This is a genomic window from Alkalihalophilus lindianensis (genome assembly GCF_032843265.1).
Classification (GTDB): domain Bacteria; phylum Bacillota; class Bacilli; order Bacillales; family Bacillaceae_D; genus Alkalihalophilus; species Alkalihalophilus lindianensis.
Window position 1 is genome coordinate 428,000 of sequence record NZ_JAWJBA010000002.1, and the last position, 16,513, is coordinate 444,512.

Annotated in this window: 15 protein-coding genes and 1 pseudogene; 9 read left to right on the top strand and 7 right to left on the bottom strand. The window is 36.8% G+C overall.

All coding sequences use genetic code 11. The features are described from left to right. Positions 1-179: 179 nt before the first annotated feature. Together RYX56_RS08735 and RYX56_RS08740 are read left to right on the top strand one after the other, a co-directional pair. On the top strand, positions 180-1,424 hold the full coding sequence (locus RYX56_RS08735; protein WP_317121685.1) for a SulP family inorganic anion transporter: 1,245 nt from the start codon (positions 180-182) through the stop codon (positions 1,422-1,424). Between the two features lie 93 nt (positions 1,425-1,517). After that, complete coding sequence (locus RYX56_RS08740; protein WP_317121686.1) at positions 1,518-2,003, top strand: STAS domain-containing protein; 486 nt, start codon at positions 1,518-1,520, stop codon at positions 2,001-2,003. A gap of 810 nt (positions 2,004-2,813) precedes the next feature. Here RYX56_RS08740 and RYX56_RS08745 read toward each other — a convergent pair. Next, complete coding sequence (locus RYX56_RS08745; RefSeq protein WP_317121687.1) at positions 2,814-2,975, bottom strand: hypothetical protein; 162 nt, start codon at positions 2,973-2,975, stop codon at positions 2,814-2,816. Positions 2,976-3,084: 109 nt separating this feature from the next. Beyond that, positions 3,085-3,498 carry a helix-turn-helix domain-containing protein gene (locus RYX56_RS08750; RefSeq protein WP_317121688.1) on the bottom strand — a complete coding sequence of 138 codons (414 nt, stop codon included), beginning with the start codon at positions 3,496-3,498 and terminating at the stop codon, positions 3,085-3,087. A 105-nt stretch (positions 3,499-3,603) separates the two neighbouring features. Between RYX56_RS08750 and RYX56_RS08755 the strand changes: the two genes are divergently transcribed. Together RYX56_RS08755 and RYX56_RS08760 are read left to right on the top strand one after the other, a co-directional pair. After that, positions 3,604-3,918, top strand: a complete 315-nt coding sequence (locus tag RYX56_RS08755; RefSeq protein ID WP_317121689.1) for a M23 family metallopeptidase — start codon at positions 3,604-3,606, stop codon at positions 3,916-3,918. 9 nt (positions 3,919-3,927) lie between these two features. Then, positions 3,928-4,491 (top strand): MerR type regulator, encoded by a 564-nt coding sequence (locus tag RYX56_RS08760; RefSeq protein ID WP_317121690.1) that lies wholly within the window; start codon positions 3,928-3,930, stop codon positions 4,489-4,491. Positions 4,492-5,050: 559 nt separating this feature from the next. Here RYX56_RS08760 and RYX56_RS08770 read toward each other — a convergent pair. After that, on the bottom strand, positions 5,051-5,920 hold the full coding sequence (locus RYX56_RS08770) for a hypothetical protein (RefSeq protein WP_317121691.1): 870 nt from the start codon (positions 5,918-5,920) through the stop codon (positions 5,051-5,053). A 402-nt stretch (positions 5,921-6,322) separates the two neighbouring features. Between RYX56_RS08770 and RYX56_RS08775 the strand changes: the two genes are divergently transcribed. From RYX56_RS08775 to RYX56_RS08790, 4 genes are all read left to right on the top strand, one after another. Continuing rightward, positions 6,323-6,568, top strand: a complete 246-nt coding sequence (locus tag RYX56_RS08775) for a hypothetical protein (RefSeq protein ID WP_317121692.1) — start codon at positions 6,323-6,325, stop codon at positions 6,566-6,568. A 32-nt stretch (positions 6,569-6,600) separates the two neighbouring features. Further along, positions 6,601-7,110, top strand: a complete 510-nt coding sequence (locus tag RYX56_RS08780) for a hypothetical protein (protein WP_317121693.1) — start codon at positions 6,601-6,603, stop codon at positions 7,108-7,110. A 74-nt stretch (positions 7,111-7,184) separates the two neighbouring features. Beyond that, the gene (locus RYX56_RS08785) at positions 7,185-8,240 is read left to right on the top strand and encodes a hypothetical protein (RefSeq protein WP_317121694.1); all 1,056 of its coding nucleotides are present in this window, start codon (positions 7,185-7,187) and stop codon (positions 8,238-8,240) included. 899 nt (positions 8,241-9,139) lie between these two features. Then, positions 9,140-9,511 (top strand): hypothetical protein, encoded by a 372-nt coding sequence (locus tag RYX56_RS08790; protein ID WP_317121695.1) that lies wholly within the window; start codon positions 9,140-9,142, stop codon positions 9,509-9,511. Positions 9,512-9,732: 221 nt separating this feature from the next. Here the strand turns inward: RYX56_RS08790 and xerS are convergent. Beyond that, a pseudogene (gene xerS / locus RYX56_RS08795) lies at positions 9,733-10,587 on the bottom strand (tyrosine recombinase XerS); the annotation flags it as partial. Between the two features lie 150 nt (positions 10,588-10,737). Between xerS and RYX56_RS08800 the strand changes: the two are divergent. Beyond that, positions 10,738-10,992 (top strand): hypothetical protein, encoded by a 255-nt coding sequence (locus RYX56_RS08800; protein WP_317121696.1) that lies wholly within the window; start codon positions 10,738-10,740, stop codon positions 10,990-10,992. Positions 10,993-11,438: 446 nt separating this feature from the next. Here RYX56_RS08800 and ggt read toward each other — a convergent pair whose 3' ends face one another. The 3 genes from ggt to RYX56_RS08815 all read right to left on the bottom strand — a co-directional run bounded on the left by ggt (position 11,439) and on the right by RYX56_RS08815 (position 16,502). Continuing rightward, a complete protein-coding gene (ggt, locus tag RYX56_RS08805; protein ID WP_317121938.1) occupies positions 11,439-13,202 on the bottom strand; it encodes a gamma-glutamyltransferase in 1,764 nt (587 codons plus the stop codon). 602 nt (positions 13,203-13,804) lie between these two features. After that, entirely contained in the window at positions 13,805-15,232 is a 1,428-nt protein-coding gene (locus RYX56_RS08810) for an ATP-binding protein (RefSeq protein ID WP_317121697.1), read from the bottom strand. A 442-nt stretch (positions 15,233-15,674) separates the two neighbouring features. Continuing rightward, positions 15,675-16,502 (bottom strand): SGNH/GDSL hydrolase family protein, encoded by an 828-nt coding sequence (locus RYX56_RS08815; protein WP_317121698.1) that lies wholly within the window; start codon positions 16,500-16,502, stop codon positions 15,675-15,677. Positions 16,503-16,513: the final 11 nt, after the last annotated feature.

The following is a 16,513-nucleotide window of genomic DNA, read 5'->3' on the forward strand; positions in this document are numbered from 1 at the left end:
AAATGATTCTTCTTTTGTGTATCGTAAGTAATAATAGCAAACACCTTCCCTTTAATTAATAAAATAAGAATATTTTTAAACATTTTGTATACTTTTTATTATAAATGATTAATTTTTGTTCGTCCATACTAGTTATCTATATTTTTAGAAAATTAAGATTTGAGGAAGGAAGGCGTTTAATGTTCAGAGAAATGATTCCGCTTGCTAATCAACTCTCAACCTATCAAAAAAATGACTTAATGAAAGATTTGTATGCCGCCATCATGGTTTCAAGTTTGTTGGTTCCGCAAAGTATGGCTTATGCAATTCTAGCCGGCTTACCTGCTGTATATGGATTTTATACTGCTATTTTCCCTCTTTTAATTTACGGGATATTCGGAGCATCTAGACAATTATCTGTGGGACCGGTGGCCGTCTTATCCATTATGGTCTTTTCTACGATTTCTGTGATTGCACCAATAGGGAGTCCACTCTACCTCCAACTTATCTTTATGACCACGTTACTAGTAGGGTTATTGCAAATGATTTTATCAGTATGTCGAGCAGGCTCACTTATAAGGTTTATTCCTCCACAAGTTATGAGTGGATTTACGATAGCATTAGCTTTAACGATTATCTTAAACCAACTGCAGTATATTGGTAATGTCCCTTTCAATAAAGAACTTCCCTTCTTACTTGCATCAATTGATTTAATACGCTCAATCAATTCAATAGACCTAGCTACAGTTCTATTTAGTTTTTTTCTATTTATTATTTATTTCATAACAAGGCATACAAACTCCAAACTACCAGCTACTATTTGGATTATTGTCATCGGTCTATTGGTTACGTATTTACTGAGCTTTGACACTAAGGGTTTAGTCGTAGTTGGTGACATTCCTAACACCTTACCGCCTTATACCTTGCCATCTGTTTTGGTTGAGTATTTGCCAATCATCCTACCTTTAGCGGGGATGCTTGCATTAATAGGTTATATGGAATCTGTTGCAATGATTAATCATTTAAATAGAAAGAAGCATGAAAAAATCAAACCAAACCAAGAGCTCTTCACACTGGGACTTGCTAATACCGTTGGAAGTTGTCTATGTTGCTTACCTGTCGCTGGTGCATTCTCACGATCAGCAGTAAATGCAGATGCAGGCGCAAAATCCGGACTTGCTTCTCTCTTCACAGCCGCTTTTCTTCTTATAATCTTGTTATTCTTCACAAAGGTATTTGCTTATTTACCGATGGCTGCACTAGCCATTATTATTATTGTTGCTGCTGTCAGATTAATTGATGTCAATATATTAAGAGGAAGAGGGATGAGTAGAGGCGGCTATAGACTGTTTGGGATAACCTTGATTAGCTGTGTGGCGTTTGGCTTGATTGAAGGATTTCTTACAGGAGTGATTTTGGCATGGGTTTTTAGGGAAGGTAAATAACCTTTTAGTAGAATTAGAATATGTAACTTCCGGACTTTTCATATATAATAGCTGTTAGATATTTATTAATATAAAAGGGGGTTAAGATTCATCATGAGTAATGAGGTCCAATTACGAGAAGAGATCGAGCAGTTGCGAGAGACGATTAGGAAGAATGAGATAGTAATAGCGGATTTATCAGCCCCTATTATTCCGTCGATCATCCCTAGTACGATACTCGTGCCTTTAACAGGAGCATTAACGAATGAGCGTTTTTCCTCAATTCAAACGAAAATTTTAACTCGCATTCAAACAGAGAAAGCAGATACTGTCATTATAGATTTTACAGCGATTACGTACCGAGAGATTGATCAACTTGGTATGGAGCATTTGGGTGACTGGATTACTCAACTGAGGGATTCTTTGAGGTTGATGGGTGTGGAGACGATTTTCACTGGATTTTCATCAGGCTTAGTGCAAGAGATGGTGAAGTCCAATATTGATACAAGTCAATTCGTTGTTCATTCTACATTCCGCACTGGTCTTCAGTATTTGATGAAGAAAAAAGGGTTAGAATTTGTTCAAGTCCAACCAAATTAACCGATGAACTAGTTCCGACTGTGGGGCTAGTTCTTTTTTAAATGGTTACTCTTCTTCTGGTGAAATCGTGTAACCTAGCTTTTCAAGCAGTGAGGCGACTGCCGCGTTAACGGAGATTACGCAAAAGCTGCACGCCTTGCCATTAATTCTGGTATTAAAGCAAATGTTGTCACTCTAGGAGGTACGTTACTTTACCTCACTGGTGTATGTGGTAATAGTCTACAAAAGAAGTTGGTTCTAGATGGGTGTAAAGAACAAAACACCTCTACATAGAAAGTTTCTATCTCGCTTTATTGTCATCCCTATCATCCTCTTAGCCTTCTCCACGATAGGTGCATTAATATTACAAAGAGACATGGCTTTTTCTTTAGAAGATATGGTTTGGATTGTTACCATTTACTATGTACTTTCTAGCCTCTTCTTTTGGTTTGATATTAAAAACTATGAACGCTAAATATTCAAAAGAGCTCTCTTTTTATATGAGGGCTCTTTTTACCTATAAGCAATACATGCGTTTTACAAAACCTCTTCTAAATCATTAACCTTTTCCGTTAAATCCGTAACTCTTAATTGGACGGCCGTTCAAGCAATTTGACAAATATAATGCCCTTCAACCGGATGTAATCTCATTTAATCAGTGGAGAAAGACGTTAGATGAAGTCATTGTACCTTTGGATAACGAGTTGAGATAAAAAACTTTTAAAGACACAGCTTTTTATAGTGAGCAATGAACCTATATATTCAATAGAGGAATACATCTTAAAGCTAAGGAGACTATAGACGCTCCTTAGCTTTTTCAAGTTGGCAATACTACTGTTCTTTCGTTTTATTTTTTACGATGTGACTTAGCTTTTGTTCAATACGTTTTAATTGTTTACTCTTCCTTATGGATGTACTTATAATCCAGACCACTAAAAAAATAATAGAAATAGGAAATAGTATAGCTAAGAATTGATAAATAAACGCATCCATGTAAGTACCTCCTTCTTTATAATGATAAAATCACAACCCTCGTTTGTAAATTTTACCATTTAAGAGAATTGATTTCCATACTAACTGGACATTTATATTATATTTGTACTTAGCCCTTCTCTAAAGTCCTTTTAATCTTATAAATCGTATTGCGAGAAACCTCTGTTTTCCTATGTACCTCCATAACAGAATGACCGACTGATAACATCTTAACAATCTGATCATAAACCAATTTATCTGCCCCTTTCGCCCCTTCATGGTAACGAACTTTACGACCTGTATATTTCCCTTGTTCTTTTGCTATCTCAATACCTTCACGCTGAGCTGTTCGAATACGGTTTCGTTCTTCTTCAACCAGCCAACTTAGCAGCGTTAAGACTAAATTAGAAATTAACTCACCGACCCCTGGTACTTGTCCTTCATTTCTTGTATCAAGAATCGGCATATTACGAACTACAATGTCCGCTCCTTCTTCTCGAATCTCTTCCCATTTTTTCTTTATTTCTTTTGCATTACGTCCCAAGGAACGATTGTGGCAGGTGGAGGTTCTTTTGTTACACCAGTAAATGGTATGCGTATGACTTCCGATTTTGGAATGAGAACCCATCCAATCACAGGAGAACAGCGAATGCACAATGGCATTGACTTTGGCTGCATTAACTATGTTACTCCTATTAATGCTGTAACAGACGGACATGTGGTCTTTTCGGGATCGCAAGGCGGCTATGGGAATATTGTCATCTTAAAACATGCTCCTGATCTATATACCGCTTATGCACATAATAGCTCAAATTCAGTAAGAACAGGTGACCAAGTGAGGGCAGGTCAACAAATTGGTGTTTGTGGCTCCACTGGTGCGAGTACAGGACCCCATTTGCATTTAGAATTTCGAAGTACACAAAACGGAGGACACCAAGACCCTAAACCATTCTTAGGACTGTAGGAGGTAATTATGAAGCAAGACTTTATCTTAAAGACGATCATCCTCTTTGTCGGCCTTGTTATTGTGATTGGTGTTTTTGTTGGATTTCGTGTGTATGATCAGCAGTTAGCCGAAATTGAACAGTTGCAGGAGGAAGTCCAACAACAAACCAACCAAATCGAGTTACTTGAAAGCTCCAATCAGGAACTAGATGTAGAAGTACAAGAAGATCAATCGACTCAAATGCAGTCTGCTGTACAGTCCTTTGTTCGTGCTTTATATGACGTTCGGGCTGATAATGAAGATATGAGACGCAGTGAAGCGGAGTTAGTCATGTCTCAAGACATGTTGGAACAACACTTCCCCGAAAGGGAAGGACAAATTCAATATTCAATGGAATATCGAATAAACGACATGACGGTTTATCCTTCTGTTCAACAAGAAAGTGCCTTTGTTGTTATGACTGGTTCCACAGTCAATCTCAACAACAATCAGAGAGAAGATAACCGGATTACATTAGAAGTGTTCTTGCAGCAAGAAGGGGATCGATGGATTGTCACAAACTTCGATCAGTTACACGCAGAAAATTTATAGTGCGAAGTAAATAATTGAGGAGAGAAACTTCGCTATGAATCAACCAAGAGGGAAAGATCATCGCTAAACAACAAGAAGGGTTTCGTGAAGGGAAATCTGGAAAATATAACAAAAAGAAAATAGAGCATGCAATGACTCTTTAGAAAAATACTCTTATAATTAATTAGGGTTGTAGCAATATCTGGCATAAGTAAAAGAGTAGTTTAATACGAATTAAAAGAAATTCAAGTCTAAAAAGAAAGTACAATAGTAGAGTATATTTAATGAACATTATTTGTTAATGTAGAGATATTGATATATAGCGGAGGTAATAAATGATTTATGTTTTTGCTTATTTCACCCCTTTAATTTCTATATTACTGTTTTTGAATGTATTCTCAATTGTAGAGCGTATTAAAACAGGAGAGAAATTTAGTATACAATTATTAATGGGATCAGTAATGTTTGGATTCATCATTTTTTCTATTATTTGGACCATCCTATTAGTAAATTCGTAAAGTGTATTGCTCTTAATCTAATAAAAGCAGCCACCTATATTTTATGGTGGCTGCTTTTGTGTTTACCTATGAATGTCATACAATACCCAGTCAATATCAGTAGACCATGTTGAATTAACACTAAAAGATCCACCGCCCCCACCGTAACTTATACTAGGGTTAATTTGGGCTGTGGCATGTCCGTACTCTAACTTCATTTGTATAGTACTACTAGTAACAGGGTCTTGGACAACCGGAAAGCTCATTGAACCCATGAATCTGCAATTATTCCCTGGGAATCCTAAGACACCTGGTAAATCAATGCGGTGAGCTATTCCACTTCCAGGTTCAACGTCAAATGGTCGAAACGTTTCATTATAAAGTTCATAACCTGTATTGGTACATGATCCTGTACTACTAGTTCCTGACCAAGAGAAATCATGTGCAGTAAAGTCGCGAACTCCCCCATTCCCATCCTCTGGTGTTCTTAAATAAGAAGTACTTGGCCAATTTACTACTAAAAGGTCTCTATGCTGAAAAAATGGCGCTGGATCCCATTCGTAATTTGCAAATACTATAAACTCTGAATTTGATAGTTGAAGAGCTGATAAAGTTAAATCTAAGTTTTCTATATTTCCGTTAGATCGAGCAGAAAAAACATCATTTTGCATTAACTCATATGTATTAGCGTCATATTCTTCCTCAATAATTTCTCCATCTTCAGTAACCCTTGTTTTTCCAGCTTTCTTCAATTCGACATCTGCAACTCTTAACTCATCTAAGTTAGCCTGCTCTATTTGTATAATTTGTTCCTCACTCAAATTTTGAATTAGGTGATCTTCCAAACCTATTTCTTCTAACTTTTCCTTTAGGTCCCCTGGAACATCAGAAGCAGAAACTGAGTTAAAAAATAAAATAGAAAAAATAAATGTTAAAAAAAGTGTTTTTCTCATAATAAACCTCCTATTTAAAATCAGAACTAATAGTAACATAAAAATTATATTTTATGGTATTTAATAGCTTTAATGTTACTATAGTCCTTTTTAAGGGAGGATGTTATATTTATGTATGAAACTATGCGGATAACTATTTCTATATTCACCCTGTTATTTAAGGTGATTTTTGCGCATAATTTTTAAGCGATACATTGCATAACAAGCCGATAAATAAAATGTGATCTCTCTTTTAATAAAAAGATCACATTTTTCTGATTGTTCAATACAGTACTTAAAACTATGTAATTTTATATTTTAAGTAACAGCCTTGTTGTTGTGATTGGTGTTTTTGTTGGATTTCGTGTGTATGATCAGTAGTTAGCTGAAATTGAACAGTTGCAAGAGGAAGTTCAACAACAAATGAACCAAATTGGGCTACTTGAAAGCTCTAATCAAGCACTAGATGTAGAAGCACAAGAAGATCAATCCACTCAAATGCAGTCTGCTGTACAGTCCATGGATGAAAAACATTCGTTTTTCTTTGATAGAAACAGGCATCGAGCCTGTTTTTTTCGGTTGCTGAAGCAACCGCTTAAAGTCAAAAATAAGCATAATAAAATATATTGGAATATTTATATTGTAAATATTTCTAAAAATAGTATATAATTACATAGATTTATAAATTAGGAGGTTTTATCGTGAAAAAATTATCAAGAACGCTTGTTTCTTCTGTTCTGTTCTTTTCGATCTTAGCTACTGGTACAAGTGCTATGGCTTCTGATGCTAAAGAGTTAACAGAGAACTATGAGATTGATTGGAGTAAGGCTTGGGATGAGGTTGGAAGTTTAAGTGATAAGGAAGAGTTTGGATCGTTAAATGACCCCAATTCGTTTGGTACTTATTCTTATGGAAATCTAGCTACTGGAAGTACAGCCCTAGGGGTAAGCTCTAAGGGAGTTACAAGCACAGGAAAAACTAAAGGGAAAGTAATCTCTACGGTAACTTCAGCTACAACAAGTCTTCGTAATGTTTCAAGGGGAATCACTGGGACTGGACCTAAAAAGACGGCTATTGGTAAATATACTGCTACTTCTGAATATACCATGGGTTTAACTAGAGGAAATGTATATACAGGAGTAACTGTACATACGGCTACACATACAGGTATCCTTTACGATCAAAAAACTTCCGCTTCAAATGCATATTAAATATAATTTTTAATAGTAAAATAGAGTAGTAAGACGAAATCGTCTTATTACTCTATTTTTTAGGAGTGTATCTTATGAACCTTTATGATTTACTTAAGTTACTAATTTTTGTCTTTATACTATCAGCTTGTTCTCAACAAGATGTAGAAGAAAAAGGTATTAGTGAGGTTTTAATGGTGGATTCTCATAGGGAGGAGGTAACAATTTCTAAAGATCAATATGATTATTTAAGTAAATCTGATGAGGTTGTAGAATCTAGCTCTCCTTTCACACAAATAAAAGCTTTCATCGCCAATGATGAATTTATTAGAGAGGAATCGGTACAAGATGAACCTTTTATTTATTTAGAATTGCCTAAACGAACAGAGTATATATCAGGAAAAATTGTGTACGAGAATTCTACTAATGAGACAATGAAAGTACGCTCACTTTTCTTACAAGGAGATAGTAATGCTGAGGTAAAGTTAATTAATACATCGGAGTGGAGTTCGTCAATAGAATATGAGGTCCCTTCTTTTACTTCCATAAGTTTAGATATTGAGATAAAATGGGACAGACAAGGTATGCAAGAACTTACTTTTTTTCCAATTGATTACTCGAGTTATCCTAATCGATATGATGGAGGAAATTTGGCGACATATCGTTTCTTTGTACATAGTAAGGATCTTTCGATTAGTGATGCCATGTTAGAAGGTCAATCTTTTGATATTGATATGCAGCGTTTTGATGAAGACGATATGAATTTCTTTCCTATTCCTACATGGCTTGACAAGAATGAACAAGAGCTTACCTACCATATAGAGGATGAGAAGGTATTTGTAGAAGAAGAAATGAAATTTGTAAAACTAGCTGCTATTCCATATAATACAGTGGTGGATTTATTGTTAGTAGATGAATATGGGAATATAAGTAATATCAAAGATGACATAAATATCAAACGGAATGAGGAAACAACGATTCCTGTAGAAGAGTTGCAAGATCTTAATAAAGAAGATAAGAAGTATTTTTTAATTATAGTTAACAATAGAGGTGAAGAAATATTGGCGGATCTACGTGCGCTTAACCTCTATAAAAAACCATTTTTTACTACTTATCAAGGTGTAATAGAGGTATACCCTCTGAAAGAATAATGAGATAACGGGGTTGAATAGATGTGAATTTTCGTTGGACAGGGTTTCAAATTCTTATAATCTTTGGGGTAACCGTATGTTTTTATTTAGTCGAACTAACAGACCTAAACTCTAAAATTGCTATTATATCAAATGACAGTTCTATGATATTCTCCACCATTGTTCCCATCGCTTTTTTAATAATAGTGAATGGAAGCATCTCTTTGTTGCTGCTAATGCAAGAAAAGAAGAGAAATAGTCTGCTGAATCACAAAATATGGGATAAGATGTATATCGTGATGTTAGTAGTTTTCTTTATTTCCTCGTTTTTGTTTATGGGTCTTTTTGTATTCACTCCTTTAGTCGAGTGGGTTCACTCTATTCGTTTACTCTTTTATATACAAATTCTATACTTTTTAACTCTTTTTTATTTTATAACCCTCTCTTTGGTTTATAAATTCATGGAACAAAAGGGTAACAATGAGCAAATGATCTATTTTACCTTCTTATGGAGCATGATCTTAAGTGTGCTTATTGTCTTCGTGATTCCTGGTATATAAAATGAAGTGGCCAGTGTTCAACTAGAAAGAAGTTTAGAGTTTCAAATATTGGATTCAGTAGGAGTAACTGATCAAGAAATTACTTCTTTTGAAGAGGAACAGCTTTAATATAATAGGAATTACTTTAAGTAGGTATCTAAATAGATACCTACTTTTGTTTTGTAAATTTATTTGAATAAAGTGATTATTATACTGATTATAAGCTCATTTATATTGGTGTGGATGAAACGGCCTGTCAATAAGGTAATGAGAGTTCAGTAGATTATAACCATCATTTAGTACAATTACATAAAAAAATAAAAAATGTTATATTTTGTAATGGTTTTTATTTGGTATTCTCATATACAGGAGGTGGAAATTATGGAAGTGGAATTGAATAAAAGTAAGAAAGTGAATGTTTCTGAAGAGCCTAGATTTGTAGTGGGTATGGTTATTTTTCTTCTTGTATCAACTTTATTTTTTGGAGGCGTAATTACCTTTGCAAGTGCTCAACAAGAGAGAAGTTTAGAGTATCAAATAATGGATACAATTGGAGCAGGTGATCAAGAAATAGAGGTTGAGTATCTGGGAACTGAAGCTGGACCGCAGTTACGAAAGTTTTACCTAGCTAATCATAATGGTTCATCTTATATTGTAAGGGTGTATCAGAACAACAGAACAGTTTTGGATGCATTTAATTTACAAGAACATCCACAATTAATGGAGCAATTTCAACAAAATTATAATTTCTAGGGTCAAGGGGATTTTTTTGCCCTTTTTCAATGCTATACTTATATTAACTAATGTATTTAGGTGGTAACACTACAGACTGATCCAAAAGTACTTTTGGTCATTCTGGTATGTGTCGCTTCCATATTAAACAGAACAGGAACCAACAGACTGTAAGAATCATGCTTCGCCAACAATCGGTGGTTCCTGTTCTGTTTGCGGCAATTACAGGATCAGAACACGTTTTATTCACGCTTTCTCCGTTTCCCCAATTCTTCAGCAGCTTTCTTCGCTTTCTCTAAACTCGTATTGATATAGAGAAGAGACGTTTCTGGAGATGAATGTCCGAGCTGGGTCATAACCAACGGTATATCTCTCGTTTGTTCTGCAAGGTTAGTAGCATACGTGTGTCTTAGTTTATGGGGGGACATACGCTTATCATAGGATTCAGTATACTTAGCAACTATTTTTTGAATAGCTCGATTAGAGAGAGGGGAATAGCCATTTTTTCCTTTAGTAATAAATACATAAGCATTTGGATCACCATCCGTCTTATACCGTTCATTTCGGATCTCTAAGTAAGCTTCTAAATCTTCTAAGGCTTCTGGTATTACCGTAACCGAGTCTTTCTTATTTCCCTTACGTATGACTCTTATGAGCCTTTGAGTAAAGTCTACATCCCCCAGTTTAAGATTAGATAGCTCATTTAAGCGAATTCCTGACCCTAAGAATAAAGAGAGGATAGCAAAATCACGCTCTTTATCTCGTTTGAAATAACGCATTTGTCCCTTCGTAAGCGTCTGCTCATATTCCTTCTGAACATAATGTAAGAAGTCAGCATCCGAATTATCGATAAATATTTTGTTTGTCATATTAGCAGCGCGTTCACTACGAGACTCTACTACTTTATGAACAGGAATCTTTTGCATGACATTCCGATGAAAGTAGGGTTCATGATTTTCAGCTTCAGCTTCTACCGTTAAATACTTAAATAGACTTCTAAGAGCCGATTTCATACGATTAACCGTCTTTTCCTGTACTTGTTTATATTCCTCAGACTTTTTAGAAACTAAATATTTTCTTCGAAGCATGGTCTTGAAGAAGGCTTGAGCTTCCTACAAGGAGAGGTTTGCCAGTGTATTAACTGACACGTCTTTTATGTCCCTTGCATCTGATATACCCTCGCTAATTAACCAATTCAAAAACTCTTGATAATCACGGGCATAGTTGAAAAGAGTGAGAGACATTACATGAGGTACGATGGTCAAAAGCATACACTTGACTTCATATTTTATGTGATGTCTGAATCTGAGGTTGATACACATGTTACATCGAATGATAAAATGTATAAGTTAAGTAATGGGTCTGAAGCATACTATAGGGAAAATCCAAATGATGTTCTAACATTAACTCTTAAAAAAGACGAAATTGGCTATTCTCTTGGAGGCAGTAAAGCGGATAATTTTAACTTAGAAGTGTTATTAGATATAGCGGAGTCAATTTAATTTGTTATTAAACAAACGGGTGCGTATCTTCAATAAGCAGATACGCTTTTTCACTATCGGAGTTTAGCGTAAAAAAGAAATCACCATATTTTACGGACATGCCACAGCCCAAATTAACCCTAGTATAAGCTACGGTGGGGGCGGTGGATCTTTTAGTGTTAATTCAGCATGGTCTACTGATATTGACTGGGTATTGTATGACATTCATAGGTAAACACACAAAAGCAGCCACCATAAAATATAGGTGGCTGCTTTTATTAGATTAAGAGCAATACAATTTACGAATTTACAAATAGGATGGTCCAAATAATAGAAAAATGATGAATCCAAACATTACTGATTCCATTAATAATTGTATACTAAATTTCTCTCCTGTTTTAATACGCTCTACCATTGAGAATACATTTTTTAGGTATCGCACGTCATAATACAGATCGTCTTATTGATTAATGCCCCCTTCCTTTTCCCTTATGGGTAAACCCGATCGAGGCTCCGTCTCGACGTGCATCTGCCACTCCATGAAACTCATCATTGTCATAGTCAAAGTAAATACTTTGGACATTACCAATTAATTCAGCGTTACTTCCAAATTTATGGCCCATCGTTTTTAACGAATCAAGAACCTCAATAGGAATGCCTTCTTCAAAGCGATAACTAGTGAGATTATTTGTATAAATTCGTGGCTCTTTAATTGCTTCTTCAAGCCCCATTTCATAATTAATCACATTTAAAATGACCTGCAACACAGATGTGATTATCGTAGGCCCACCAGGCGATCCAACACTCATTAACGGCTTTCCGTTTTCAAACACAATTGTTGGTGTCATGCTACTTAATGGACGTTTATTTGGTTGAACCTCATTCGCTCCACCTGGTCGTGCATCAAAGTCAGTTAACTCATTGTTTAACATTAATCCATAGCCAGGAACCATAATCCCTGAGCCAAATACTTGTTCAATTGTAGTTGTATAAGACACAAGATTGCCCCAACGATCTGCAACTGTAAAATGTGTCGTCTCGCCAATATCTTTTTCATCTAGTTGCTCTATCACTTCATAGTTAGCAGAACCTGATTCATATTTCCAAGGATCACCAGGTTGTGGATCCTCATTTACCTTATTGATATCTATTAAACTACTTCGTTCTGCAATATAATCAGAATGCAACAAACCTACCATTGGTACTTCAACAAATTCTGGATCTCCAGCATAAGCACCCCGATCTGCATAAGCAAGGTGCATTGCTTCGGCTAATAAATGATAGACTTCTGTTGTACGGCGCTCATACTGCTCAAGTTCAAACGTATCTAGCATCTTAAGCATTTGTAACAAGAATACCCCTCCTGAACTAGGCGGCGGCATACTGGCAACCGTATAACCCTTATACTCACCCCAGACGGGTTCATCAATCGTTACATTATAGTCCCTTAAATCATCAATCGTCATACTCCCGCCAAACTCTTGAACTGTTTCTGCTAAAGCTTCTCCTATTTCACCATTGTAAAAAACCTTACTTCCGTGTGAGCGGATTAATCGGAGAGTCTTTGCTAGATCACGCTGTATGAGCCAATCTCCTTCTACTAACGGTTCTCCTTTTGGAAGATATACATCACTAGCAGCCGTTAAGGCTAACTTTTCTTTATTATTTTCTATTTGTAATGCTAATTGTCTATCCACGCTAAACCCATTTTGAGCTAATTGAAAAGCTGGGGTGACCAATTGTTTAAATGGTACTGTTCCCCACAATTCATGAGCTTTTTCCAACCCTTTTAATGTTCCTGGAACACCAACCGAGTTACCATGCCTTACCCTTTCCTGAAAAGGAATAATTGAACCCCTGTCAGTTAAGAACATTTCAGGATCGACACCAGCTGGAGCACGCTCACGGCTATTCACGATTGTGGTTTCACCAGTTTCCGCTTCATACACCATCATAAAACCACCGCCGCCTATTCCAGACATCATTGGTTCTACAACGTTTAAAGCAAATTGGACTGCAATAGCAGCATCCATTGCATTTCCACCTTTTTTAAGAACATCTACACCTATTTGTGATGCTAGCGGATGAGAGGTCGAAACCATACCGTCCTTATCCACGGCCACTAAATCTGATGCCTTTGTTGGTTTTTTTGCTTGTCCAAATGCTGGATTAAGAGTTACTAGTAAAACTAGGACCATAAACATTGATAAAAGAGAACGACTTTTTTTCATGTTCATTGCTCACCTCTTTTTTTTTTAGCATTCGCCAAGGTAAAACTACGCCAATATCTATTTAAAGCGTAAAGGGTTTGCCACTAAACGGTCAATACAAATGTAATATTTTTCTTTAAATTGGTATTTTTATACTATTATATAGTTAGAACCTACCGCTCTTTTGAACCACTGTTTTCAAGTCCAACAAAAAGAGCCATAGAAAGGAACTAGAAACGACACGAAAAATCGACGTTGATTGGAAATCGTGTAACCTATTTTTTCAAGGAGGGCTACTTCCGACCACCGTAGTCAAACTCGATGGATGATCAAGCAACTTCTAAATCGAAAAATTTCTTTTTCCAAGCCCCTAGGCGATTTTCTAGGAGGTACGGAGTGGATTTCTAGTATTTTGCTGCGTTTGCTAGAATAAATCGGAATTTCGCTTTGCTCAAATCATGAGCAGTTGCTTGAATAGACGTTGATTTCGTTGAATGAGTAGGATGCAGGCTGGGCAGAGTAGCTTTTTTCCATAATTTCACTGCGGCGAATTATAGCGAGCACAGCTGCGTGAAGTCGCAAAAAATGCCACTACTTTCTAAAAAGTAGTGGCCCTTCCTCTCTTAAATCACGCTATATTGATAATGTGGGAGCTCTACTCGGAAGGTGGTGCCTTCGTTGCTGCTCTTTAGCACTTTGAGTTCGCCGCGGTGCTCGAAGATGAGCTTTCTTGAGAATGGAAGTCCAACGCCCATTCCATCGCCTTTTGAGGTCATAAACGGGTCGAATATCTCTTCCCATTTTTCAGGTGGGATTCCTTCGCCTGTGTCGGTGAAATCGATGATGATGCGGTCGTCCTCAATAATAGTTTCAATCGTAATTTGTTTAATGAGACGATTAGTTTGAATCGATTCAGCACTATTTTTGATTAAGTTAATAAAGACTTGTTTTAGATACGTGCCGCTGACATAGGCTTTAAGCGGTGTGAATGGCAGGTCGGCACTCACTTCTATCTTTTTACTATCAGTGATATCTGAAGTGATGTCGATGGCCTCTCTCAACAGCTCATTTAAGTCATAATAGGCAAAGTTGATCGCTTTCTTTTGCAGGTACTCATGATAGCTATGCGTGAGGTCCTCCAATTGGTTGCTGGCCATTTGGATTTTCCGGATCATGTCTTGACCTACTTCTGATAAATCATCATTTCGTGGTAGTAAGGTTGAATAGGCTTTGATGATTTGTAGGTTGTTTTTGACTTCATGGATCAGGCTGGTTGCCACATTTCCTGAGTAATCGAGCTTTTTCTGGCGTTCGATTAGTTGATGGTACTTAATTGTAGTTAAGTTATTGAGCTTCACAAAGGAAAAGATAATCGTCGATGTGAAAATGATCACACCTACGCTTCCGATGATTGACCCGGTCGTTGGATTGAAATTGACCATGGCGGTGAGAAAGAGAAACAACGCACATAGGGCGAACGTACTTAAAAATGATTTTAAATGGACGTTATGTATGCCTTTTGAGACAAAGAAAATGACAATTAACAGGACAACTGCCAAAAGGGCATGGATTAGGAAAAGAATATGTAGCGGACCGTATTCCGGGAAATAGAATGTGTTGGGCGTCATGTGAATGCCTTGTTCGACTAATCCCGTGATACCTAGTTGGGTCCAGTTGACCACGTAGACGAAAACACTCCAAATGATGAGAATGACAAAAACTGTTCGATTAAAAATCACTCGCATAACACGGTATTGTACGGTATTTTCAATGCTTGGTATATGCTTTTTCACAATTAAATAGGCAATATAATAGAGGAACGGCACTGCAAAGGTCGGGCCGGCTCGGAATAGTTTAAAGAGCATGAGAATCATTTCTTCTGATAATACTCCTGCCATGTAAAGGACCGCAATATTCACTTGCCACAGACTGACTGAGAGCATGAATAATAATAAACCGATTCCGAGTTCAGATCGGTAAATACGTAATACATTTAAGGCGAGCACCGTCGGAAGTGCACCTATGGCAATAATAAATAAGGAGATCAACATTTTTCTTCATTCCCTTGCTCATTCATGATGTCGATTCTAGTTCTTGATTCATGCGTCTATCTTATCACGATTGATTAGCAAATAGATGGATTTTCGACATTTTTCTGGGGTAAGGATGGCGGTGCTAAGTGTAGCTATAGAGAGGCGTTTCCATTATTTTGCTGGATTTGTGCAATAAATTAGGTGCTTCGTTTATAAATCAGCTGGTTCGTGTATATATGCGGGAATTCCTGTATATAAAAGCTCATTCGTGTAAATGCGGAGGGGTTCATTTAATTAGTTTGTTGGGGAAAAGCAAATGCACCTCACTTTCTAATTTATTGCTGCATTTGCCGGAATCCAGTGCTTTCCGTCGAAATAACTGATCTTTTCGGCGAATTATAAGGGCACTCTCACCACCAAACCTCAAAAAACCAGCACATCATCATGTGCTGGTTTCCTCTTAATTATTTCCCGCAAAATAATCGACAATATATTCGCTCCAGACTGTGTGTCCTTTTTTATTTGGACGATACTGTCCGTCTGGTAATTCGAGTAAGTATTGCTTGAGCTGCTCATCCTCTGGATCTGGCCATGTGCTCCAATGATCGAGGTACGGTTGGTCCTCCTCTGCCATAAATGCCGCTAGCCCCTCTACTTGTTCTTGGTAGAAGTTCGGTTGATAGAGCGGATGCGGTGGTTGCACAATGACATAGGCACCAATTTGTTGGTCCATCGTGCGGATGATCGATGATAGATTTAATAGTGTTTGATCAAGTGTTAGGTTTGAATGATCATTTAGTAGAAATGGTTCAAACAAAATGATGTCTGGTTTCATTGTTTCGACCTCTTGTAGGGCCTCGCTTGCATAGAACTCACTTGTTGTTAGGTCTTTGTATCCTGAGAGATAGTTTACATCAAATGTGTCTTCACCGTAAATATCATTTAATCCCTCTTCTGCAAGTTCTGTCCACGATGGAATTTCAACGGTCTCACCATTCTCAAAAACCTCTCCCTTACTATGAGCATCAGAACCAATTACGGCAACACTGATCGTCTGGTTGTTTTTAAATTTTGAGACGATTTGATTTTTCTTTTCTTCATATTTTGGATGATCAAGAGCTTCCGCTAATGTTTCACCCAGTTGTTCTTCTTGCTCAAGTTCAGAATAGAAATAATCGATTGCACCTGCTTCTACTTCTGTAAGAAAATCATCATGTTTGAACATATATAGTGCGATTAGCAACACACCTAATGCTGCTATTGGGACAATTGATTTTAATAGATTCATAAACATGTTCT

Excerpts from the sequence above, each read along its gene's own strand:
- RYX56_RS08735 (WP_317121685.1), top strand. The coding sequence starts at position 180 with ATGTTCAGAGAAATGATTCCGCTTGCTAATCAACTCTCAACCTATCAA.
- RYX56_RS08740 (WP_317121686.1), top strand. The coding sequence starts at position 1,518 with ATGAGTAATGAGGTCCAATTACGAGAAGAGATCGAGCAGTTGCGAGAG.
- RYX56_RS08745 (WP_317121687.1), bottom strand. The coding sequence starts at position 2,975 with ATGGATGCGTTTATTTATCAATTCTTAGCTATACTATTTCCTATTTCT.
- RYX56_RS08755 (WP_317121689.1), top strand. The coding sequence starts at position 3,604 with ATGCACAATGGCATTGACTTTGGCTGCATTAACTATGTTACTCCTATT.
- RYX56_RS08760 (WP_317121690.1), top strand. The coding sequence starts at position 3,928 with ATGAAGCAAGACTTTATCTTAAAGACGATCATCCTCTTTGTCGGCCTT.
- RYX56_RS08770 (WP_317121691.1), bottom strand. The coding sequence starts at position 5,920 with ATGAGAAAAACACTTTTTTTAACATTTATTTTTTCTATTTTATTTTTT.
- RYX56_RS08775 (WP_317121692.1), top strand. The coding sequence starts at position 6,323 with ATGAACCAAATTGGGCTACTTGAAAGCTCTAATCAAGCACTAGATGTA.
- RYX56_RS08785 (WP_317121694.1), top strand. The coding sequence starts at position 7,185 with ATGAACCTTTATGATTTACTTAAGTTACTAATTTTTGTCTTTATACTA.
- RYX56_RS08790 (WP_317121695.1), top strand. The coding sequence starts at position 9,140 with ATGGAAGTGGAATTGAATAAAAGTAAGAAAGTGAATGTTTCTGAAGAG.
- RYX56_RS08800 (WP_317121696.1), top strand. The coding sequence starts at position 10,738 with ATGAGGTACGATGGTCAAAAGCATACACTTGACTTCATATTTTATGTG.
- ggt (WP_317121938.1), bottom strand. The coding sequence starts at position 13,202 with ATGAAAAAAAGTCGTTCTCTTTTATCAATGTTTATGGTCCTAGTTTTA.
- RYX56_RS08810 (WP_317121697.1), bottom strand. The coding sequence starts at position 15,232 with ATGTTGATCTCCTTATTTATTATTGCCATAGGTGCACTTCCGACGGTG.
- RYX56_RS08815 (WP_317121698.1), bottom strand. The coding sequence starts at position 16,502 with ATGAATCTATTAAAATCAATTGTCCCAATAGCAGCATTAGGTGTGTTG.